Origin of the sequence: Apibacter adventoris, from assembly GCF_002964965.1 — a bacterium.
Taxonomy (GTDB): Bacteria; Bacteroidota; Bacteroidia; order Flavobacteriales; family Weeksellaceae; genus Apibacter; species Apibacter adventoris.
Genome location: NZ_PSZN01000024.1, coordinates 40,653 through 64,865 on the forward strand (window position 1 = coordinate 40,653; position 24,213 = coordinate 64,865).

General features: G+C 29.0%; 19 protein-coding genes and 1 pseudogene. 11 read left to right on the forward strand and 9 right to left on the reverse strand.

Features of this window, described 5'->3' with window-relative positions:
- Positions 1 to 88 precede the first annotated feature (88 nt).
- The gene (gene menB, locus C4S76_RS11110) at positions 89 to 907 is read right to left on the reverse strand and encodes a 1,4-dihydroxy-2-naphthoyl-CoA synthase (protein WP_105194550.1); all 819 of its coding nucleotides are present in this window, start codon (positions 905 to 907) and stop codon (positions 89 to 91) included.
- Positions 908 to 965: 58 nt separating this feature from the next.
- Entirely contained in the window at positions 966 to 2,369 is a 1,404-nt protein-coding gene (locus C4S76_RS11115; protein WP_105194551.1) for an amino acid permease, read from the reverse strand.
- A 422-nt stretch (positions 2,370 to 2,791) separates the two neighbouring features.
- Here C4S76_RS11115 and C4S76_RS11120 point away from each other — a divergent pair, with 422 nt between their 5' ends.
- From C4S76_RS11120 to C4S76_RS11135, 4 genes are all read left to right on the forward strand, one after another.
- Positions 2,792 to 8,950, forward strand: coding sequence for a T9SS type A sorting domain-containing protein (locus C4S76_RS11120; protein ID WP_105194552.1), 6,159 nt, complete (start codon positions 2,792 to 2,794; stop codon positions 8,948 to 8,950).
- A 91-nt stretch (positions 8,951 to 9,041) separates the two neighbouring features.
- Positions 9,042 to 9,824 (forward strand): alpha/beta fold hydrolase, encoded by a 783-nt coding sequence (locus tag C4S76_RS11125; protein WP_105194553.1) that lies wholly within the window; start codon positions 9,042 to 9,044, stop codon positions 9,822 to 9,824.
- 10 nt (positions 9,825 to 9,834) lie between these two features.
- Positions 9,835 to 10,947 (forward strand): lipid-A-disaccharide synthase, encoded by a 1,113-nt coding sequence (gene lpxB, locus C4S76_RS11130; protein ID WP_105194554.1) that lies wholly within the window; start codon positions 9,835 to 9,837, stop codon positions 10,945 to 10,947.
- Positions 10,948 to 11,052: 105 nt separating this feature from the next.
- Complete coding sequence (locus C4S76_RS11135) at positions 11,053 to 11,382, forward strand: HesB/IscA family protein (protein WP_105194555.1); 330 nt, start codon at positions 11,053 to 11,055, stop codon at positions 11,380 to 11,382.
- Between the two features lie 35 nt (positions 11,383 to 11,417).
- On the opposite strand, the gene C4S76_RS11140 is transcribed toward C4S76_RS11135, so the two are convergent.
- A complete protein-coding gene (locus tag C4S76_RS11140) occupies positions 11,418 to 11,843 on the reverse strand; it encodes a hypothetical protein (protein ID WP_105194556.1) in 426 nt (141 codons plus the stop codon).
- Positions 11,844 to 12,256: 413 nt separating this feature from the next.
- On the opposite strand from C4S76_RS11140, the gene sufB reads away from it, so the two are divergent.
- Positions 12,257 to 13,711, forward strand: a complete 1,455-nt coding sequence (gene sufB / locus C4S76_RS11145) for a Fe-S cluster assembly protein SufB (RefSeq protein WP_105194557.1) — start codon at positions 12,257 to 12,259, stop codon at positions 13,709 to 13,711.
- A 10-nt stretch (positions 13,712 to 13,721) separates the two neighbouring features.
- Here sufB and C4S76_RS11150 read toward each other — a convergent pair whose 3' ends face one another.
- The 4 genes from C4S76_RS11150 to C4S76_RS11165 all read right to left on the reverse strand — a co-directional run bounded on the left by C4S76_RS11150 (position 13,722) and on the right by C4S76_RS11165 (position 16,307).
- Positions 13,722 to 14,597, reverse strand: coding sequence for a hypothetical protein (locus C4S76_RS11150; RefSeq protein WP_146105739.1), 876 nt, complete (start codon positions 14,595 to 14,597; stop codon positions 13,722 to 13,724).
- Between the two features lie 7 nt (positions 14,598 to 14,604).
- Positions 14,605 to 15,006, reverse strand: a complete 402-nt coding sequence (locus C4S76_RS11155; RefSeq protein ID WP_105194559.1) for an ExbD/TolR family protein — start codon at positions 15,004 to 15,006, stop codon at positions 14,605 to 14,607.
- 10 nt (positions 15,007 to 15,016) lie between these two features.
- Positions 15,017 to 15,712, reverse strand: coding sequence for a MotA/TolQ/ExbB proton channel family protein (locus C4S76_RS11160; protein ID WP_105194560.1), 696 nt, complete (start codon positions 15,710 to 15,712; stop codon positions 15,017 to 15,019).
- Positions 15,713 to 15,884: 172 nt separating this feature from the next.
- Complete coding sequence (locus C4S76_RS11165) at positions 15,885 to 16,307, reverse strand: deoxycytidylate deaminase (protein WP_105194561.1); 423 nt, start codon at positions 16,305 to 16,307, stop codon at positions 15,885 to 15,887.
- Between the two features lie 211 nt (positions 16,308 to 16,518).
- On the opposite strand from C4S76_RS11165, the gene C4S76_RS11170 reads away from it, so the two are divergent.
- Positions 16,519 to 17,823 carry an OmpA family protein gene (locus tag C4S76_RS11170; RefSeq protein WP_105194562.1) on the forward strand — a complete coding sequence of 435 codons (1,305 nt, stop codon included), beginning with the start codon at positions 16,519 to 16,521 and terminating at the stop codon, positions 17,821 to 17,823.
- A 147-nt stretch (positions 17,824 to 17,970) separates the two neighbouring features.
- Here C4S76_RS11170 and C4S76_RS11175 read toward each other — a convergent pair.
- Positions 17,971 to 18,542: pseudogene (locus tag C4S76_RS11175) on the reverse strand (aminomethyl-transferring glycine dehydrogenase); the annotation flags it as partial.
- 41 nt (positions 18,543 to 18,583) lie between these two features.
- Positions 18,584 to 19,045 carry a PLP-dependent aminotransferase family protein gene (locus C4S76_RS11180; protein ID WP_221405019.1) on the reverse strand — a complete coding sequence of 154 codons (462 nt, stop codon included), beginning with the start codon at positions 19,043 to 19,045 and terminating at the stop codon, positions 18,584 to 18,586.
- Between the two features lie 386 nt (positions 19,046 to 19,431).
- Here C4S76_RS11180 and trpB point away from each other — a divergent pair, with 386 nt between their 5' ends.
- The 5 genes from trpB to trpD are packed head-to-tail and all read left to right on the forward strand — an operon-like array spanning position 19,432 to position 24,173.
- Complete coding sequence (gene trpB, locus C4S76_RS11185) at positions 19,432 to 20,628, forward strand: tryptophan synthase subunit beta (protein WP_105194565.1); 1,197 nt, start codon at positions 19,432 to 19,434, stop codon at positions 20,626 to 20,628.
- A gap of 1 nt (position 20,629) precedes the next feature.
- Positions 20,630 to 22,021 carry an anthranilate synthase component I family protein gene (locus C4S76_RS11190; protein WP_105194566.1) on the forward strand — a complete coding sequence of 464 codons (1,392 nt, stop codon included), beginning with the start codon at positions 20,630 to 20,632 and terminating at the stop codon, positions 22,019 to 22,021.
- A gap of 13 nt (positions 22,022 to 22,034) precedes the next feature.
- Positions 22,035 to 22,580, forward strand: a complete 546-nt coding sequence (locus tag C4S76_RS11195; RefSeq protein WP_105194567.1) for a cysteine hydrolase family protein — start codon at positions 22,035 to 22,037, stop codon at positions 22,578 to 22,580.
- Positions 22,581 to 22,584: 4 nt separating this feature from the next.
- Entirely contained in the window at positions 22,585 to 23,154 is a 570-nt protein-coding gene (locus C4S76_RS11200; protein ID WP_105194568.1) for an anthranilate synthase component II, read from the forward strand.
- 20 nt (positions 23,155 to 23,174) lie between these two features.
- Positions 23,175 to 24,173 (forward strand): anthranilate phosphoribosyltransferase, encoded by a 999-nt coding sequence (gene trpD / locus C4S76_RS11205; protein WP_105194569.1) that lies wholly within the window; start codon positions 23,175 to 23,177, stop codon positions 24,171 to 24,173.
- Positions 24,174 to 24,213: the final 40 nt, after the last annotated feature.

The window sequence follows — 24,213 nt, forward strand, 5'->3', positions numbered from 1 at the left end:
AAAAGAAATTTTTTGCTTTATAGTGTTTAATTAGAAAAGGAAAAAGACTTTAAAAGGGTTGTTTTTAAAAACAACCCTTTTATAATTTTTAAGTAAATTTGGGGAATTGTTTAAAATTGGGTTTTCGTTTTTCCAAAAATGCTTTTTTACCTTCTTGAGCTTCATCCATTAAATAATACATTAAAGTGGCATCACCAGCTAGCTGCATGAGCCCATGTTGTCCATCTAATTCTGCATTTAAACATCGTTTAATCATACGTAAAGCCATCGGGCTTCTTTGTTGCATAATTTGACACCATTCAATGGTTGTATCTTCTAATTTCTCAAGTGGAACCACTTTATTTACCATTCCCATTTCCATTGCTTCGTTTGCTGTATATTGCTGACATAAAAACCAAATTTCTCTTACTTTTTTTTGTCCCACGCTTCTGGCTAGATAAGATGATCCGAAACCTCCGTCAAAACTGCCTACTTTAGGTCCTGTTTGCCCAAATTTTGCATTTTCAGAAGCGATAGTCAAATCACAAACTACATGTAGTACATGACCACCTCCTATGGCATATCCGTTTACCATGGCAATTACGGGTTTAGGTATTTCTCTTATTTTTTTATGTAAATCTAATACATTTAATCTGGGAATACCATCTTCACCCACGTAACCTCCTATGCCTTTCACGTTTTGATCTCCTCCACTGCAAAAAGCTTTATCTCCGGCTCCGGTTAAGATTATTACATCTATTTCAGGATGTTCACGGCAATAATCTATTGCTTCTAACATTTGAAAATTAGTTTCCGGGCGAAAAGCATTGTAAACTTTAGGTCTATTAATCGTTATTTTAGCAATTCCTTCCCAATATTCAAATAAAATATCAGAAAATTCTTTTATAGTCTGCCAATTTCTAGCCATTTAATTTATTTTTAGTCAAATTTACTAATTTTAAAGAAATAGTTTTTCAAGTCTTTGTTTACAAATTATTTTTGAATGATTTTATCCATTGTTGTTTTATTTTTTTAGGAATTATTAAATAACACAGTCCTAATATTATAAACCATAAAGGGGTGTATGTAAGAGCTTGTTTAGTGTCTTCTTTAAACCAAAAAGAAATTATTAGTAATAGGAAAAAAATTAATGAAATATAGATTGAAAATAAACCTCCGGGAACTTTGTATTTTGATTTTTGATGTAATTCAGGTTTTTTTTTTCGAAAGGAAATATATGCAAATAAAATCATAGACCAGACGAAAACAAATAGAACAGTGGCAACTGTAGTTACTAAAGTAAAGGCATGCATAACATTTTCGTTTCCAAAATAAAGCAGCAAAACCGATGGAAGTAGACAAATACATGAAAAAGTTAGTCCCCAAGCCGGAACAGATGCTTTAGATAATTTTTTAAAAGCCTTAGGAGCTTTTTGTTTTAAAGATAGTCCATAAAGCATCCTACTTGTAGAAAAAATTCCGCTATTAGCAGAAGATGCTGCAGAGGTAAGTACAACAAAATAAGTTATATTAAAAGCCGAGGTAATTCCTGCAAAAGAGAATAGAACAATAAAAGGACTTTTATCGGGATTTATAGTTCTCCAAGGCATTACAGACATAATTACAGCTAATGCTAAGACATAAAAAAGTATTATTCTTATAGGGATGGCATTAATTGCTTTAGGTAATGTTTTTTCAGGATTATTAGTTTCAGCTGCTGTTGTTCCCACTAGTTCTACACCTACAAAAGCAAAAGCAGCAATCTGAAACCCAGCTACAAATCCAGCAAAACCAGTAGGAAAAAATCCCCCATCATTCCAAATGTTGCTAAGGGAGGTTGTTACTCCGGAGGGAGGTGTAAATCTGTAAATAATAAAAAAAATTCCTATAGCTATTAAACTTATAATGGCTAATATTTTTATAATGGCAAACCAAAATTCTGTTTCTCCGAATAATTTTACGGTTAGTAGGTTTAAACATAAGAAAAAATGTATACAGACAAATGCAGGAATCCATGGGGCTACCATTCCAGGAAAAAGGTATTCTACATATCCAGAAATAGCTATTAAATCTGCACTTCCAGTAACTATCCAACAAAACCAATATGTCCATCCCATAAAAAATCCTGCCATTGGACCTAATAAGTCTGAGACAAAATCTACAAAAGATTTATATTTTAAGTTAGATAAAAGTAGTTCTCCCATTGCTCTCATTACAAAAAATAAAATAAAACCAATAATTGTGTATACTAATAAAATGGAAGGACCTGCTAAATTTATAGTTTTTCCTGAACCCATAAATAGTCCGGTTCCTATTGCTCCTCCTATTGCAATGAGTTGAATATGTCTATTTGTAAGATTTCTTTGTAATTTTTTGTTAGAATCATTCATAAAAACAGGTAAGTTTAATTTAATATATCATTTTGAAAAAGGGAAAGTTTAAAATTAGGCTTTTTTGTTAAATATCTCAAATTTTCATTGTTTTAATTTTATATGTTTATGAATTTAGGATAATAACATGTTAATTATTAGAATAATTATTATTTTTTCATAAAAGTTTTTTGGTAAGGTTATCAAATAATTAAATCAGATATTGTTCTAAATAAAAGATTTATCTATATGTTTATAAATTATACTTATTTTAAAATAACACTAAATTTTATTTTTTAAATTAATGTATATATATTTATTTTTATTTTAATTATTACATTTATTTATATTTAAATTATATTTGTAATAAATGGAATTGTTCTTTAAATGGTTAAGATCTTATTAAAAAAGCATTTATGCTATCACAATTTAAAATTTAAATTATGAAAATATTTTTATATTCTCTTAAAAGCAATTTTTTGTTTTTATTTTTAATTTTCATATATGTAGGACATGCACAGTCTATACCAAGTTTTGAAACTTTAAAAGATACGTTACAAGCAACTTATGGAACTTCTAATAAACATTTTATTAAAACAACTTATGAAATGAGTTGTGGGGAATACACATTGGCATCAAGCGAGTCTGAAAAAGTAAGTGGAATGAAAGCTTATATAGAAGCAGTCACCTTAAAATCATCCTCAGGAAATATAACTATAAAAGTAGAAGGAAATCCTGATAGTACAAAGGACATAACTTTAAAGCTTCCGCTTTTAAATTCAAAAAAAGATACAATACAAACTTTAAAAATAATAGTTTCTGTATTAAAAATAGATAAAAAAGTGGAATTAATGCTAAATTATGGAGAAAATGCGGATACTAAAGTAGAAATTCCTTATTCTTTATCAAGTGGGAAACAAATTATACAGTTTTCTTCTGTTCAGAAAGATGGGCTAGTTTATATAATAAATGGAACTACACTGAAATCTTCTGGTAAAATTAAAGTTTTAGTAAAAGGTAGTCCCAAAGATTTTATTGCAAGTTCTGTACATATTCCAATTAAAAATGAAGAAGGATTGCTTATACAAAATAGTGAAGTTTTAATTTCCACGTTTAAAATAACTTGTCCTAAAGATCCTGTAATAGTTGAAGCAGGGAAAAAAATTGATAACCCCTTACTAGTTCAATATAATATGAATTTGGTGGGAGATAAAAATTTTTTTGATATTGCTCCTAAGGTTTCAGATACAATTAATGGGCTAAATGGTTCTGTTCCTGCCCAGAAGCTTATTAATTCGGGAGGAACTGTCAAGGTAAATTTATTAGGAATACCGATAACAAATACAAAAGTTCCAATTAGTATAAACAAAATTGATTGCAAAGTTTCAGTTCTGGTTGATGCTGAACTTATGGTTGAAAATCCTATTAATGCAATAAAAGCTGTAATTAGAGATCCATTAAAGCAAATGAGAAGTATATCCTATATATTAAAAGGAGACTCTATAAATCTTGAATCTTCCAATTCTATTAAAGTTAATGGTTTAACAGCATATCTAGACGCTGTGAATTTAAATACGTCTATAGGAAAATTAAATTTTAGAGTTGAAGGAGTTCCAGAAAAAACAGGTATTATAACTTTGAAATTACCAATTAATAAAAAAGGTGGGAAAGAGATAAACACCTGTGAGATTACTATTAAAGTTGAGGATAATAATGAAAACCCAATTATTTATTCAAATTTATTTAATTTAACAATAGCAAAGGATCAATCAATTAATGCTGATTTAGAAATAGGATATTTGTTTAAGGGAGAAAAATTTGAGCTAAAAGCAACATCTGCAGAAGTTAACGGGATCAAAGTAAGTATAAAATCAACGATGCTTTCTAAAGCTACAAATAAATTAGGGAAATTTTCTATAGAACTATCAGGTAAATTAATAAAAGCTGAGAAAACGCTTTTAAGCTTGCCTTTAAAGAGTAAAAATGATGAGATTTTATATATCGTAGATATTGTTATAAATACTTCTGATTTTAAAACGGTTCTTGAAGAAAAAGATACAGAATTCACTTCTGTAACTGTAGATAAAAATAATAATGTTTGGGTGGGTACAAAATATAAAGGATTATATTTTATGGATCAATCTAAAAAAGACACAATTTTCTCAAAAATTACTATTAATAAAAATTTAGATCAATCCTGGATAAGGTCATTAGCGGCAGATACATTAGGAAATTTATGGGTAGGACATAGTGGAATACAGTCTTCATTTGGTTTTTTTCAATTAGGAGGAGTGGATAGAATTAATATTAATAATATATCAGATCAACGACATTTTAAACCCGATCAGGACACCTATAAATTACCATTTCTTGAAAATGATGGTTTGGGAACCCGTAATACATTACAAGTAATTGTAGATCCATATAACATAGTACGAGTATCACAGGGGTTTCATCATATTCTTTATTCTGGAATAGGCTCTAAATATATTATAACTCCTGGAAGTTTTGCTTCAATTTCAGCTTCAGATACTAATGGGAAATTTATTCCTGTGGGTACCTACTACAGGCAAGATTCTGGCATTTCTTTTCCAGATAATACATATGATCCGCCAATTAATAAACAAGAAGGAACCCGAAATATTTATTCCATTTCTGCTGATAGTTTAGCAGTATGGATAGCTGTAGAAAGTTTTGAATTTGAAAAAAAGCTAATTCCTTCTAAAATTATGAAATATGGTTTTGATAATAAGTTAATAGCTTCTGCTACTATTGATCAATTAACATTATCAGGTCAATTGACTTCTGTATATTCTGATGGAAAAGTCGTATGGATAGGCTCAAATTCAAGTGAAGGTAAATATGCTATGTATATAATGTCTACTAATGAGTTAAAATTGAATAATGATAACAATATTATTTTTCCCAAATCAAAAGTGAATCCTGCGGGAATATGGGGAGATAAATATGGGAGAGTTTTTATTGGTACTACAGACGGCATGATTGTTTATAATGGAGTTGGAGATTTATTTAATTATAATTCTTATAAACATTATGTGAACTTATCTCTTTATCAAGGGAAACTACCGAATAATTCTCAATGTTTAGTTGATATTCCTTTGATTTCAAATAATATAAAAACAGGAGTGGTAGATGGCAAAGATCCTAACTATGTATGGCTGGTAACTGATAAAGGTGTTGTAAAAGCACATATACCTATTGCGGAAATGTATGCTTATCATGTACAAGATATAGATGTTACTAAAGATCCGGATAAACCCTTTAAAGAAAAAGTAAACGGAAAAACAAACCATGTTTTTTTAACACAGTTAAAAGAGGCTAGTGCTAAAGAGAATCAAAATAATAATGATGAATCTACATTTTCAGTTACTTCAGATGGAAGTCCCTCTACAATATTTTCAATTGTGGGTTATAAACCATCTGTTTTTTACAAAAAACATCAATTTAAACTGGCTATTGGAGATGAAGAGGGAAATATTATTGAGGGGGATGAAAATAGTGATGAATATATTAAAAAATATGGCAAGTTAACTTTAAAGCCGGCTAAATTTTATAATGGAAATATAGAAGATTTAAATTATGTTGATATTTTGTATCAGCATCCAAGCTATATAGATGAAAAGGATTTAGACAAAGGGAAAATAGAAAAAAAATACAGTTTAATACTAATAAATAAAGATTTTCCTAAAGAACCATTAAAAACTCGATATCCTATTAAATTTACTCTGTCACCTGTATTGTTAATACACGGCGCATGGTCAGATACTTTGGCTTTAGATAGTATACAAACTAACATGTTGGATAAAGGATATACCCGTAATCAAATACTTAAAATATGGAAAACAGATAAAAACACGGCAGAAATATCATATAAGGAGATGATAGATGAGATTCCTAATTATATTGATCTGTTGAAAGGATCAGCTTCTAAAGCAAATATGTCGGTAGGAAAGGTAAACATAGTTGCCTATAGTCGTGGAGGATTATATGCACGCGGATATATAGAAAGTCTTTCAGATAAAACTCCATACAGATTTGATATTAATTCATTAATTACGGTAAATACACCACATAGCGGTACACGATTAGCTAATGCAGTAGTAGATCAAAGAGTGATTAGTCCCAAGATAAAAGTTCCTGTAGTTCCAGAAACTGAGTTTAATTTTAAAAAGATTAAATTTAAAGATGAAAGTTCTCTTAAAATAAAAGATATCTTTCAGATGGTTCCTTTTATGTCTGAAGCTGAAAGTAAAACTCTTTGGGGCGCAAAAAATATGATGGTTGCGAAAGATTCACTTTCAGGGGCATATAAAAAAGAAGAAACAGATTTAATTGAAAAATTAAATTCAAAAGAAAATCTAGCTAAATATAAAGAAGCAAAAGTTCCGATTCATACATTTACCTCAACTTTTGATAACAAACAAAAATGGTATGAAAATCAGACAACGTTTACAAGAGTTCCCGAAAAATTATTTGCAACTTATCTACTAGGGAAATCAGTAAATTATTTAGGTAAAAAATCTAAAAACCCTTTACCATATGTAAATATTTTAAAAATTTTATATGATAATGAATCCAATGATTATGTCGTTCCTACTTCAAGTATGACTGCCGGATTATCCGGGAAATATACTAGTGAGTTCCCAGATTTAATGCATATAGAATTACCAACATTTAAAATTAAAGGAATAACAAAATCTTTGGAAATACAAAATGAAATAATTGAATTATTAAAACAGGATGTAAGAAGTGAGTCAGGAAGTTTTTCTCAAAATATCCAACCCAAAGAAATAAAATATAATTTTTTATCCAATTTAAAATTGGATGTAAATAATAGTGAAAGTAGACTGGCAATAAATCCTAAATCGTTTATATCAAATTCTTTGAATCTATCCCCTGGGGATAAAGTTTCTTTTGATGTTTATCAGGAAAATATTGACCAAATGCTTATTACCATTCAATATTTAGGTTTAGAAGGAATATATTCATTCTCAATTTCAAATAATAATTTAGAATTTAAAAATACATTTACCTTTGAAATACCCAAAGGTTTTTCCTCATCTAGAGGTTTTTTTGTTACAGTATATGGATACAAAGAAGGATATATGGTAGCAAAACATATAATATTTCCTAAAGTATATAAACCAGAGACTTTGCTAGAGAAAATACGATTTTCTAAAACTGAGGTTAAGTTGAAAAAAGGGAATATTTATAAGTTTGATTTATTGGGTACATTTGCTGATGGAGTTGAAAGGCGCATTAATAATAGAGAAGATATTATTAACTATAAAATTTCAAATGAAAAAGTAATTAAGAAGATAGATAAAGAAAATATTGAAGGAATAAAAGGTGGAGAGGCAACTTTGAGTGCACATGTAGGTATGTTGAAAGCGCAACTTAACATTATAATAGAAGGACTTATAAAATCTCCATCAACAAAAGTAAGCGATTTTCATTTTGAAAAAATAAAACCTCAAGACATAAAATTAGTTTGGAAAACTACAACGGAGTACAGAGCGCATTATTTTACTTTAGAAAGAAGTATGAATAATGAAAATAACTATATAATTATTAAACAACAGCCAGCTAAAGGAATTACAACGAATGATCCGAAAAATTATGATTTTACAGATGAAAATATTTCCGGTCATATTTATTATAGATTAAAATTGTATAATTTAGATAATACATTAATATATTCTAAAGTTATAGAAGTATCTGAACTAGTTTTAGATTGTTCCGATTTAAATACTTTGCAAATTAATGTAGGAGAAAAGTTTGATGTTTTAAAAGAATTAAGATATAATATAAAAGGAAATGTGCCAATAAGTTTTACAGGATATAAGAAGGTTTTAAATGGATTGATCATAGAAATAGGTAAAGAAGGACGAACAATAGAGTTAATTGAAAAAGGAATAATTCCAGTGACCATAAGTGGAACCCCGACGCAAACCGGCATAATACCAATAGAAGTAGAAACAAAAAGTTGTAACATAACAATTCAGGACAAAACGTTACCACAACCTGGCAAACTAACCTTGGATTGTAATAGTTTAAATGGAGCCACCTTAGAAGTAGGAAGTTCTTCCAATAAAACATTACAATTAAAATATACAGTAATCGGAAATCCTATAAACTTTACAGGCTATAAGAAAACGGAAAAAGGGATAACAATAGAAGTAGGCACAGAAGGGCAACAGATAAGTTTATCCGGAAGTGGAGTAATAGCTGTAACTATAAGTGGAACTCCGACACAATCAGGTTCTTTATCACTAGAAATAAATAACAGATCATGTGATTTATCTATTGAAAATAAACAAATTAAGAAAAATGAGTTAAAATTAGTCCCTAACCCATTGAATACTCCAGTAGGCAGCATATACATTAATTCTGATTTTGAAGATAATCATGCAACAATTACTATTTTTGATGTAAGTGGTAAAATTATATATATAAAGAATTATATTGTTAAAAAAGGAGAACAAAAATTAGAATTTAAGTCTCCTGTGTTGAGTGGGATATATATAGTACAATTTAAAAGTAGTAAAATAACCAAAACCCTTAAATTGATTGTAGAGTAGAAGATAAAAGAACTTTAATCAATAAACCCTATTATTTAAATAATGGGGTTTATTGATTTATAATTAATTTTGTAAAAATAGATTTAAAAATATGGAGAATCAGATATTGCATTCTAAAATATTTGCTAAGCCAGGAACAATTCCAATTTTAATTTTTCATGGATTATTTGGTATGTTAGATAATTGGGGAACATTAGGGAAAAAATTTTCAGAAAATCAGGAAGTACATCTAATAGACTTGCGAAATCATGGGAAAAGTTTTCATACAGAAAGTATGAACTATACAGAAATGTCTGAAGATATTGTAAACTATATGAATCATTATTCAATTGAAAAAGCAATATTATTAGGGCACTCTTTAGGAGGAAAGGCGGTAATGGAGTGTGCAATAAAACATTCGGATTTAGTGGAAAAGTTATTAGTTGTAGATATAGCTCCAAAAGCTTATCCTCCTCATCATCAGGAAATAATAAAAGCTCTTAAAAGTGTAGATTTTTCTAAAATAAAAGAAAGAAAAGAAGTAGAAAATATTTTATCACAATATATTCATGAAACAGAAGTGATTCAGTTTCTTATGAAAAACGTGTATAGGACAGATAAAAATCATTTTGATTTCAGATTTAACTTAAACACGCTTTCCAAAGACTATAATCAGTTAATTAACAAACCTATTTCTTTTGGAAAGTATGAAGGCCCTACCTTATTTATTTCAGGAGAAAAATCAAATTATATTCTTCCTGAAGACGAATTTTATATTCGTCAACAATTTCCTAAAGAAAAATTAGTTATAGTTTCCAAGGCATCACATTGGGTGCAAGCAGATAATCTAAATGAATTTTTTGATGTTGTAAACGACTTTTTATTAAACTCTTAGCTATTAATTTATGAGATATTACATAATTGCAGGTGAAGCCTCAGGAGATTTACATGCATCCAATTTAATGAAAGAAATAAAAAAATTAGATAGTCAGGCAGAGTTTAGATTTTGGGGAGGAGATTTAATGCAGCATGAAGGAGGAAATATGGTAAAACATTATCAAGAATTGGCTTTTATGGGTTTCTCAGAAGTAGTTTCTAATTTAGGAACTATTTTAGGAAATATTAAATTCTGTAAACAAGATATAAAAACATATAAGCCGGATTGCGTTATATTCATTGATTATCCCGGATTTAATCTTAGAATTTGTAAATACGTAAAAAAAATTGGAATTAAAACATTTTACTACATATCTCCTCAAGTCTGGGCATGGAAATCCGGAAGAGTAAAAACCATAAAAAAATATGTAGATAAGATGTTTGTTATTCTTCCATTTGAAAAAGATTTTTACTCAAAATATAAATATAATGTTGATTTTGTAGGACATCCTTTATTAGATGCCCTCAATAGCTTACCTGAGTTAAATGAAAAAATTTTTAGAGAAAAAAACAAACTTTCTAATAAACCTCTTATTGCTTTATTACCTGGAAGTAGAAAACAGGAAATAAAAAAAATGTTATCGGAAATGTTATCAATAGAAAAAGATTTTCCTGACTATGAATTTGTAATAGCCGGAGCCCCTTCTATAGATATTAAATTTTATCAACAATTTTTAAATTCACATGTAAAAATTGTTTCAAATCAAACCTATAATTTATTAAGAATATCAAAAGCAGCTTTAGTAACTTCAGGAACAGCGACTTTAGAGACAGCTTTATTAAATGTTCCTGAAGTAGTTTGTTATAAAGGAAGCCAGGTTTCTTATGAAATTGCAAGAAGATTAATCAAACATATTAGATATATATCTTTAGTAAATCTGATAATGGATCGTTTGGTAGTGGCTGAACTAATACAGAATGATTTAAATTATAAAAATTTAAAGTCAGAGTTGAATAAAATTTTAGAGGAAAAGAATGAACAAAAATTAAAAATAAAATATAAAGAACTTCGTCATAAATTAGGAGATTCTGGAGCTTCAGAAAAAACTGCTCAATTGATTATAAAGCTATTAAACAATTAACAATAATTTGTATTTATATATCTATTACTTTAATAGAATTAATAATTAAATTCATGTAAAAAAACTTAATATATTTGTAACCAAGTAAAATTAAAATAAAAGAATATGATTAAAGTTTCCCCAGAAGCACAAAAAAAAGTTATAGAGCTTATGAAAGAAGAAGGCTTTGATTATTTAACTGATTTTATAAGGGTAGGAGTTGAAAGTGGAGGTTGCTCAGGTTTATCATATAAATTAAGTTTTGACCGAAATCATAAACCCGAAGATAAGATATTTGAAGATAATGGAATTAAAATATTAGTTGATAAAAAATCATTTCTTTATTTGGTTGGAACAACACTAGAATATTCTGGCGGATTAAATGGAAAAGGCTTTGTTTTTAATAATCCTAATGCGCAAAGAACATGCGGATGTGGAGAGAGCTTTGCTGTTTAATATTATACATATGAATTTTTAATGAAAAATAGAAATTATTTTTCATTAATTGCAGTTTCTAAATCGTTAGTTAAACCTAGAATGTAATTATTGTATTTTTTTAGTTCATTTGAATCCGTAACTAATTTTTTTGAGATGAATTGTTCTTTTTTAGTCCATTCCTTAGCTTTTAAACCTAAAGATGTTAGTCTTGGAATATCTTTGGATTTTATAGCTTTTATATATTCTTTGACATAAGCATCATAATCTATTACATATTGTTGAACTTCTTTGTCTTTAAAAATTGGAATTTGAATTAATGTTGATCTTTCATTGGTAAGCCCATCAATAGCTTCTAAAGAGGAAGAATCTTTTTTAATTATATTATTAGTAAATTCGGAAATTTTTTTGGATTCTTTACAGGAAATAAAATAGATTAAACAAATAATAAAAGATAATGTAAAAGATAATAATTTGTTCATGAAAATAATATTTTTTTCTATTTTATAAAAAAAATAATATTAGTATTATAATTAAAATTTATTGCACAAAATAGAATAATAATTTCGCAAAAATACATTAATTATTTTTACCACATAAAATCAAATATAATTAATAAAAAAAGATAACAATAATAATCATAATATCAAATAGGCATAAATATTAATTATTTAAACACGATATAAGCAAAAAATAGCATATAATATAAAATTTATAAGAGTATTGTTAAAATATTTATGAATAAATAAAATGAAAAAACAGAAGTTCAAATATTTTAAAGGTAAAATCATATTATTAATAAAATCTATTAGTTACATATTATATAAAAAATAATCTTACTATTTTTGTGTTTAAAACTAATCTAAATTAGATTTTATCAATATAGTTTAGCAAAATGAGTAAAACAAAATATACAGAAGAAGAGTTAAGGATAGATCTTGAAAATCAAGAGTACGAATATGGTTGGGCAAGCAACTTGGAATATGAAGATTTTCCTATGGGATTAAGTGAGGAAATAGTGAGAGAAATTTCTGAAAGAAAAAATGAGCCTGAATGGATGTTAAATTGGAGATTAGAATCTTTTCATATTTGGGAAAAGATGATGCCTCCCCATTGGGCTAATGTGTCTTTTAATGAACCAGATTTTCAGGCAATAAAATATTATGCAGTTCCTAAAAAGAAAAAAGAGTTAAGTGGTTTAGATGAGGTAGATCCCGATTTATTAAAAACGTTTGAGAAACTAGGCATATCTTTAGAAGAACAGAAAAGATTAACAGGTGTAGCAGTAGATGCTGTTATAGATAGCGTTTCTGTAAAAACAACTTTTTCAGAAACGCTAGCAGAAAAAGGAATTATATTTTGTTCAATTAGTGAGGCGATACAAAAACATCCTGAAATAGTAAAAAAATATTTAGGGAAAGTAGTGCCTAGAGGAGATAACTTTTATGCCGCATTAAATTCTGCTGTTTTTTCGGATGGATCATTTTGCTATGTTCCCAAAGGAGTAAAATGCCCTATGGAATTGTCTACTTATTTTAGAATAAACCAATCTGGAATTGGGCAATTTGAAAGGACTTTATTAATAGCGGATGAAGGAAGTTATGCTTCTTACTTAGAGGGATGCACAGCGCCACAACGAGATGAAAACCAGCTTCATGCTGCTGTAGTAGAAATAATAGTCTTAAATGATGCAGAAATAAAATACTCTACAGTCCAAAATTGGTATCCCGGAGATAAAAAAGGGAAAGGAGGGGTTTATAACTTTGTAACTAAACGAGCATTATGTGAAAAGAATGCAAAAGTTTCGTGGACTCAAGTAGAAACAGGTTCAGCAGTTACTTGGAAATATCCTTCCTGTATTTTAAAAGGAGATAACTCTATAGGAGAATTTTACTCCATTGCTGTAACCAACAATTTTCAACAAGCCGATACAGGAACAAAAATGATACATATAGGAAAAAATACTCGATCAACAATTATCTCAAAAGGAATTTCGGCAGGAAAATCACAAAACAGTTATAGAGGATTAGTTAAAGTACTTTCTGGAGCAGATAATGCCAGAAATTTTTCTCAATGTGATTCCTTATTAATGGGCAATAATTGTGGAGCACATACCTTTCCCTATATAGAAATAAAAAATAAAACAGCTCAGTTAGAACATGAAGCGACAACATCTAAGATTGGAGAAGACCAGATTTTTTATTGTAATCAGCGAGGAATAGATACCGAAACAGCTATAGCTTTAATAGTCAATGGATTTAGCCGAGAAGTACTAGATAAATTGCCTATGGAGTTTGCTATTGAAGCAAAGAAGCTTTTAGAAATTTCCTTAGAAGGCAGTGTAGGATAGAATTAAAAATTTAATTAAAATTGATTCGATAAGTTCCAGTAGCAGGACTTTTCCCTTTATCGGCTTTAACATATTGTTTTATCCACTTTATACCTGTATTAACCAGACATGTATTACTAATTCCTGATTTTCGGTTTACAGAAGTCACATTTCCTGTTTTATCAACAGTAAAATTGAATATAATAGTTCCTGTGCCTGAGCAATTATAAGGTGGTACACTTCCTCCTCTTCCCATGGTTCCTGGTATAAATCCAATTAAATTACGGCCGTTTCCAAATCCTTCTCCACCTCCACTACCATTTCCCATTGGATCTCCTTGATTTTGCCCAGGTTTACCATTACTTCCATGACCAGTAGAGGAATTGCTATTTCCTTTACCTTTTAATAAAGCACCAATAGCCTCTGTTCCTTTAATATTTCCGCTCTCTTTTCCATTTCCTGTTCCTTTAGACGATTTAGATTTAGTATTATATTTTTCAGCGGAGTTTTGTTTTGTATTATCTTTTGAGGATTTTTTTGTATTAGAAGTAGAGGTAACCGTCTCTTTAGAAGAAGTATTGGTAAGGTAAGAATTTTCTTCTTTCTCTATTTCATTTGAAGAAGCTAGGGCTCCATCTTTTCCTAAAGGATCTCCTCCGTTTCCTTTTTGTAAATCCTGATCGGCAGGCTCTTCATCTCCTAAACCAACTGCACTTGTTCCATAATCTGAACCTAAATCAGAATCAAAATTTATATCTATATAAGTAGTGGGGGTTGTAGTGAAAAAAGTAGTATGGAAAGTTAGTATTAAAAATAAAATAATTCCTGAAATAAAAAGTGTAATAAGAGCACTGATTATTTTTTCATTTTTATTATTTTCGTATGATGTTTTATTACATGTCGGCATTCTAGGCTTATTCTTTTTGAATTTGCGGATTTGTAGCAATTAAAACACGATATTTATTTCTATTAGCAATATCCATAAGGAAAATAACATCCTTATGTAAAGCATCTGCATCTGCTGCTATTACGAAAGAAGGAGCTGGATTTGAAATGAACATTGATTTTAAAGTGGGTTCAATCTGTTCCTTAGCAATTTCTTTTTTATTCAAAAAATATTTTCCATCTATAGTTACAGTTATATATAATCTTTCAGCTGGCATTTCCTGGCCTTTGGCATTTGGTAATTTTACATTAAGGGCGGATTGACTAGCAGACGCTGTAAGCATAAAAAAGGTTAATAACAAAAAAATTACATCGGTAATAGATGCCATACTAAATTCTGCAGATATTTTATTTCTACTTCTTAGTTTCATGTTTAAATATCTATATTTGGGTAATAGGTTTATTTAATATATCTAGGAAATCTATAGCAGTTACTTGTAGAGAATATACTAATTTGTCAATTTTAATAACTAAAATGTTATAAAAAAGATAAGCTAAAAGTCCTACAATAAGCCCGGCGGCTGTATTAGCCATAGCGGTATAAATACCACCGGCAAGCATTTGAGCACTTGCCTGATTTTCCGAACTAGTAGCAAAAAAAGCGATAATCATTCCTATTACTGTTCCTAAGAAACCCAACATAGGAGCAGCACCGGATATTGTTCCTAAGACTCCTACATTTTTTTCTAAATCAAAAATTTCCAATTGGGCAGTATTTTCTATAGCATCGCTAATATCACGAGTGGGTTTACCAATTCTCATAATTCCCTTATATAAAATACGACTTTCAGGGGTATGTGTTCTTTTGCATAAATCTAATGCTACGTTTATTTTTCCGTCATGAATTAGATCCCGAACATCATTTAATAATGTTGAGTTTTTATTTGAAAATTTTTTAATTGTAAAATACCTTTCAAAAAATATATACAGTGTAATCATAAATAACAAGAATAAACATATCATTACAAATATACCTATAGGTCCACCATGTGTAATCATATCAATTAAAGAAAAAGATTTTTCCTTAATTTCTCCTTGTATTGCTACTGCCTGAATCTTTTGCAAAGAATCGTTCATAAATAAATTTTTTTGATTAAAATAAATTAAAAAATAGAAATAGAGTTATTTTACCCTAATAAAGTGCACAAAGGTAGGAATTATTATTTTTAATAGACATAATATAATGAAATAAGTATATGCTATATAATATAAAAATGAGAAATAAACAGAAAATATATGCAATCATTAATTAATACAATTCTTTAATTGGAATATGTTCTATTTCTACACCCGCATTTTTCAAAAATTCAATTCCGGTGATATCTGAGTATTCATGAATATAAACTATTCTTTTTATACCTGATTGATGTATTAATTTGCTACACTCCCTACATGGAGAAAGGGTTACATATAAAGTGGCACCTTTACATGATTGAGTAGATGCGGCTACTTTTAAAATGGCATTGGCTTCAGCATGAAGAACATACCACTTTGTGTAGCCTTCATTATCTTCACAAATATTTTCAAATCCGGTGGGTGTCCCATTGTAACCATCAGAAATAATCATTCGGTCTTTCACAATTAGAGCTCCTACTTTTTTCCTTTCACAATAAGATAGATTCCCCCATTCTAAAGCCATTTTTAAGTAAGCTATATCATATTTTGTTTTCATAAAATAAAAATACTGTTTTTTAATAAATATATCTTTTTCGTTAGTTAATAAATTAAAAACTAGTCAAATATGATATATTGCTATATTTTGTATTAAAACAATATTTATTTGTTTAAATTTTAACAAATAAAATATATGGAATAATATTTGTTATAAAATAATTTGATTTTACATTAATATAAAAAACAAATATTATATAAAAAACATTATAATGGAAAAACAATTATTTAGTTCGTTAAATAAATTAATCACTCCGGAAATTATTTCTAAAGTTTCTTCAGATTTGGGAGAAAATTCTGGAAAAGTGACTTCTGCAATTGGAGCCATCATTCCCAGTATTTTTGGGTCTTTGGTAAATAGAGGCGAAGATAGTAATGTAGAAAATGTTTTAAAACAAGCAGGCAACTCATCTATTTTGTCAAATATTACAGAATTATTTTCAGGAAAAACAAATCCTGAAACACAAAATATAGGTTCAAGCTTTTTAAATACTCTTTTTGGGGATAAAATAAATTCTTTTTCTGGTATTATATCATCCTTTTCAGGTTTAACCAGTGATAGTACCAACAAGATTATAGGAATGATTTCTCCTTTGGTAGCAGGTTTTTTAGGTAAAAAAATGCTTTCTGGAGTAAGTCTTAAAAGTATATTAGAACAAATTTCATCAGAAAAAGATAATTTTTTATCCTCAATACCCTCTGGATTAACCAGTGTATTAGGAATATCATCTCTAGCGGGTTTAGGGAGTTCATTTTTAAATAAAACAGAATCTCATACAAAAGAAGCAGTAGATCATATGAAAAATAAAGTTGAAGACACTTATGAAGATTACAAAGCTAAGTTAAACAAAAAATCAGGAAGTGGTTGGATTAAGTGGTTAATAGGTATATTAGTACTTCTTCTTTTGCTATTTTGGTTATTTTCTAAAAACAGCTGTTCTAAAAAAGAAATGAATCCCGGAGCAAATTCAAATAAAATTTCAGATAGTACATCTGTTAAAGATTCAATATCATTACAAGAACAAAAACTAAAGCAACAAAAGCAATTAACACAGATTTCATTACCTAGTGGTTTAAAAATTAACGCATATCCCGGAGGAATTGAAGACCAGATAGTAAAATTTTTACAATCTAATGAATATAAAAATAGTACCAATGACGATTTAAAAAATAAATGGTTTGATTTTGATGCGATCAACTTTGAATTTGGGAGCGGAACTCAACTGACTCCTGAATCGGAAAACCAAATAAAAAATATTGTAAGTATAATTAAAGAATTTCCTAATACTAAAATTAAAATTGGAGCATATACAGATAAAAAAGGAAACAGTAGTGCAAATCTTAAACTTTCTCAACAAAGAGCAGATGTTATAAAAGATATCTTAATTAAAAATGGATTAGATAAACAAGTTGTAGGAGCAGAAGGGTATGGAGATCAATTTGCTAAAGTCGATATTAATGCTTCGGATGATGAAAGAGCTAAAGATAGAAGGATTTCTTTAAGATTTGATAAATAAATATTTACATTACACAGACCTTTTTGAAAAATTTATTTTTGAGAAATTAATCGATACAAAATTAATAATTGTTTAAAAAGTGGGGGTTCAAGCTTAAATATATATTTCTTATAAAAATAAAAAAGCCTGATTTTAAAGCAGGCTTTTTTATTTCCAATTTTTATAATCTTCAATAGATTTACATGTACAAATTAAATTTCTGTCTCCATGGCCATCATTAATTTTTCCAAAAGAAGGTCAAAACTTATTCTCTAAAATACAATTTAAAGTATAAGCAGCTTTTTGTCAACTATAAGAGTGATTCCAATGATCAGAAGTAACTTCAGCAAGTGTATGAAGAGCATTTTTGATTATACAATCTTCTATTGAGTACTTTCCAGTTTCAATAATTTCATCTATTTCTTTTCTAATTGAGATTAAGGCTTTTGTAAAACGATCTAGTTCAGCAATACTTTCACTTTCTGTAGATTCAATCATTAATGTTCCTGGAACCGGGAAAGAAACAGTAGTGGCATGTAAGCTATAATCCATTAAACGTTTAGCAATATTTCCAACTTCTATTCCCAAAGATTTAAAAAGTCTGAAATCAATAATCAGTTCATGACCTACTCTACCAAATTTATTAGTGTAAAGAATTTGGTAATATAGAGCTAATTTACTTTTCAGGTAATTAATATTTAATGTATAGCAATTGTAGTGGTTTTTTTTAATCCTTCTGCTTTTTGTTTTAATTACTGTAAAGATTTGAGTATACATTACTTTAAAAAATAAAAAATTTATTAGATTGTATTTGATCTTTCGGTTTGGATTTATATAGCATATGAATAACTTTAGCAGTAGCCGTCCCCTCATCCAAAAAAGATGCATTAGAAATAGAAAAACCGATTAAGTCGGAAATTAATGTTTGAAAATTCAGCAAGGCTTCTAATCTTCCCTGAGACACTTCTGCTTGGTATGGAGTATAGGCTGTATACCAACTAGAATTTTCAAAAATATTCCTTTGGATAGGAGCTGGAAGGATGGTTCCAAAGTACCCAAAACCTATAAATGAACTGAAAACTTTATTTTTAGAAGCTAGATATTTGGATAATAAAATCCTATCATATTCATATATAGTTTTTGGCAGTTCTAAATCTTCTTGTCCTAAAATATTTTTAGGCATAGCCTGAGAAATTAATTCATATACAGAAAAATCATTAATTTCTTTTAAAATTTTCTTTATATCATTTTAACTGATTCCTATATGTTGTAAAGAAAAATCAGAAGTGTTCATCTAATTAAATTAAATAAGGGTTATATAATTTCAAAGATAAACAATTGTAAGATTACGATAAAATTTATTTGAGTTTTAAAATATAAAATAATATCTTCTATCTTATTTTTCACATGATATATTTCAGAGAATAAATTTTGTTTATAAAAAAAATAATATATATTTTTGTTTCATCTAAATAAAATGGGAAAAATTATAAATATAACAAGTTGGTGGCGTTTTCAACTTCAAAAGTTGTGAGTCAGCAGTTATGTCTATAATATTGAATAATATTAAGTAAAAAATAAAGGCCTATCGTACTCACGATAGGTTTTTTTATATATAAATAAAGACCTATGCAAAAATATCATGTAGATCAAAATGGATTTTATGGAGAATTTGGAGGAGCGTATATTCCGGAAATACTTTATGATAATGTAGAAAACCTAAAAAATAATTATTTGAAAATACTGGAAGATCCAAAATTTAAAAAAGAGTATTATTCATTATTAAAAGATTATGTAGGACGTCCCTCTCCCTTATATCTTACTCGAAGACTATCCGAAAAATATGGTTGTAAAATTTATTTAAAAAGAGAAGATCTTAATCACACAGGTGCACATAAAATTAATAATACTATAGGTCAAATATTGATAGCCCAAAGAATGGGAAAAACAAGGATAATTGCTGAAACAGGTGCAGGGCAACATGGGGTAGCCACAGCGACAGTTTGTGCTCTAATGGGAATGGAATGTATTGTATATATGGGAAAAGTAGATGTTGAAAGACAAAAACTAAACGTAGAAAAAATGCATATGTTAGGAGCTACAGTAGTTCCTGTCACCAGTGGCAATATGACATTGAAAGATGCTACTAATGAAGCTATTCGTGACTGGTGCTCCAATCCTTCAAATACATATTACATCATAGGATCTACAGTAGGACCACATCCATATCCTGATATGGTAGCTAGATTACAGGCAATTATTAGTGAAGAAACTCGTAAACAATTATTGGAAAAAGAAAAAAGAGAAACTCCGGATTATGTTATAGCTTGTGTAGGAGGAGGTAGTAATGCAGCAGGGATGATTTACCATTTTTTAGATGAACCTTCTGTGAAAATAATTTTAGCAGAGGCTGCCGGTAAGGGGATAGATTCAGGAGAATCGGCAGCTACTATACATTTAGGAAAACTAGGAATTATTCATGGAAGTAAAACACTTATTATGCAGTCTGAAGATGGTCAAATAGAAGAACCTTATTCTATTTCAGCAGGATTAGATTATCCTGGGATAGGACCTATGCATGCAAATTTATCTAAAATTGGACGTTCAGAAGTTTTAGCTATTACAGATGATGAAGCGATGAATTCTGCTTTTGAGTTAACTCGTTTAGAAGGAATAATTCCTGCAATTGAGTCTGCTCATGCCTTAGGAGTATTAAATAAAAAGAAATTTAAAAAAGAAGATATAGTAGTTATTTGTTTATCCGGTAGAGGAGATAAAGATATGGAAACCTTTATAAAAGAACAAGAGAAAAGAAAATTAGAATAAAATGAAAATACAGGTAAAGACAAAAAAATTATTGGCAGACTTACAAACTCCTGTAGGTATATATTTGAAAATAAGAGATGTGTTTCCAAAATCTGCCTTATTAGAAAGTTCTGATTTCCATGCCGGAGAAGATAGTTTTTCATTTATTGCATTAGATCCTATAGCTTCTTTTAAAGTACAAGATTATCAAATAACCACAGATATTCAGAATAAGAGACAAGTACAAAAGATAAATACTCAATTAACTATTGAATTAGCCAATTTTATAAAAAGATTTAAAATAGAGGGAGAAAATCCTACAGGGATTAATGGCTTTTTTGGATATACATCCTATGATAGTATACGTTATTTTGAATCCGTAGATCCTATAAATAAAAAATTGGAAAATGCAGAAGTTCCGGAGCTCTATTATATTTTTTACCATTTTATATTAGTTATTAATCATTTAAAAAACGATTTAACTATCATCGAAAATATTCCAGAAGGAGAAAATAGTAAAATGGAAGAATTAGAAGCATTATTACAAAATAATAATTTTGCTTCCTATAATTTTAAAACTCAAGGAAAAGAAAGCAGCTTCATTTCTGATAATGAATATAAAGAATATGTAAAAAAATCAATACAACATTGTAAAAGAGGAGATGTTTTTCAAATAGTGCCTTCTCGTTGTTATTCCCAGTCATTTATAGGAGATGATTTTAAAGTATATAGAGCATTACGATCAATAAACCCATCTCCATATTTGTTTTATTTTGATTTTGGTTCGTTTCGTATTTTTGGTTCTTCACCAGAAACCCATTGCAAAATATCTAAAGGAAAAGCTTATATAGATCCTATAGCAGGCACATATAAAAGAACAGGAAACGATGAAAAAGATCGAATTCTTTCTGAAAAATTATTACAGGATGAAAAAGAAAATGCAGAACATGTAATGTTAGTAGATTTAGCAAGAAATGATTTAAGTCGTAATTGTCATGATGTAAAAGTAAATTTTTATAAAAGTGTACAATACTTTTCTCATGTTATACATTTAGTATCTAGAGTAAGTGGAACTATAGAAGATGGAAAAAATAATATTTCTGTTTTTGCAGATACTTTTCCTGCGGGAACATTATCTGGAGCCCCTAAAGTGAGAGCTATGCAATTAATACGAGATATTGAAAAACATATGAGAGGGATATATGGAGGTTGTATCGGGTATATAGGATTAAACGGAGATTTAAACCAAGCGATAACCATTCGATCTTTTCTAAGTAAAAATAATATTTTGTATTACCAGGCTGGGGCCGGAATAGTTTCCAAGTCCAACCCCGAAGATGAACTTCAAGAAGTAAAAAACAAATTAGGAGCATTAAAAAAAGCCGTTGATTTAGCAGAAACATTAAAAAATTAAAAAAATAAAACATATGAAAGCATTAATTGTTGTAGACATTCAAAATGATTACTTTGAAGGAGGGACTATGGTTTTGGATGGAGCTTTAGAAGCTAGTGAAAAAGCAAAACAAATAATAGAAAAATTTAGAAATGATCGTTTACCGGTTATTCACATACAACATATTGCCCTTAGTCCAGATGCAACTTTTTTTCTACCTTATACTAAAGGGGCTGAATTTCATCCAAATGTAAAACCCGAAGGAGGAGAAATTGTAATTACTAAGTATTATCCAAATAGTTTTTTAAAAACAGATCTTCAAAAATATTTACAAAAATTAGAAGTAAAAGAATTAGTAATTTGTGGAATGATGACTCATATGTGTATAGATGCTACTACAAGGGCCGCAAAAGATCTTGGATATGAATGTACACTAATAGGAGATGCATGTGCAACACGAGAATTGGAAATTTCAGGAATAAAAGTTGTTTCCCAGGAGGTTCATGCAGCATTTTTATCAGCTTTGGATTACTATTATGCAAATGTTACTACAGCTAACGATTATTTAACAGCTAATTAGTAAAATGAAAAAAATATTACTCTTCGATAATTATGATTCTTTCACGTATAATCTGCTTCATCTAGTTAAGGAGCAGGGATATACAGAAGTAGATGTTGTGAGAAATGACCAAATAACGCTTCCAGATATCAAAAAATATGATAAAATTATTCTGTCACCAGGTCCCGGAATTCCTTCAGAATCAGGGTTATTGTTACCCTTACTTAAAGAATATGCCCCTAAAAAGTCAATTTTAGGGGTCTGTTTGGGGGAACAAGCGATAGGTGAAGCATTTGGAGCAAAGCTTGTAAACCTTCAAGATGTATATCATGGCATAGCAACAGAAATTAAAATTATAGAAGATGATTATATTTTTAAAGGATTATCGTTACCTATGATAGTAGGAAGATATCATTCTTGGATTGTGAGTCATGATAATTTTCCAGAAAGTCTTACTATAACAGCTGTAGATGAAAAAGAACAAATCATGGCTTTAAAACATAAAAAATATGATATTCATGGAGTGCAGTTTCACCCAGAATCTATATTAACTCCACAAGGAAACACAATAATCAGGAATTTTTTAGAAGCATAAGAAAAATAAGAAATAAACTTATGAAACAGATATTAAATCGATTATTCGAGCACCAATACCTAAACAGGGATGAGGCTAAAGAAATACTTACCAAAATGGCTGCCGGAGAATATAATGAATCACAAATTGCTGCATTTATAAGTGTGTTTTTAATGCGGAGTATTAACATAGAAGAATTTTTCGGTTTTCGAGATGCTTTGATGAATTTATGTACAGATGTAACACCATTACAAAAATATGATCCGGTAGACATTGTAGGAACCGGTGGTGATAATAAAAATACTTTTAATATATCTACTCTCTCTTGTTTTGTTGTTGCAAGTGCCGGATATAAAGTAGCGAAACATGGAAATTACGGAGCCACTTCTGTTAGTGGAGCATCTAATGTAATGGAAAAACATGGCGTAAAATTTACCTCTGATGTAAGTCTACTTGAAAAATCTCTCGATCAAACTAATATTGCGTATTTACATGCACCTTTGTTCAATGAAGCTATGAAAGTAGTAGCTCCGGTTAGAAAAGCTTTAGGAGTGAGAACATTTTTTAATATGTTGGGGCCTGTGGTAAATCCCATAAAACCTAAAAGAAATATTTTAGGAGTTTTTAACCTTAAAATGTCTCGTTTATACTATTATATATATCAAAATACCGAATGCGATTATACAGTAGTACATAGTTTGGACGGATATGATGAAATATCACTTACAGATAATTTTAAAGTAGTTAGCAAACTAGGTGAAAATATATATTCTCCCGAAGATATAGGTTTAGAAAGATGTAAGCCTATAGAGCTTGATGGAGGAAAAACACAAGATGAAGCTTCCAAAATTTTCGATGATGTATTAAATAACCAAGCGACTATAGCCCAGAAAAATGTAGTATTGGCAAACTCTGCTTTTGCTATACAAAATATAAATCCGTTTTTGTCTATAAAACAATGCATTCAGCAAGCTAGAGAAGCATTGGAAAGCGGGAAAACAAAAGAAACGTTTGTTAAATTTTTAAATTTAAACAGTTAAGGATTATATTTCTATATTTTAGGAATGTATATTTTTAATA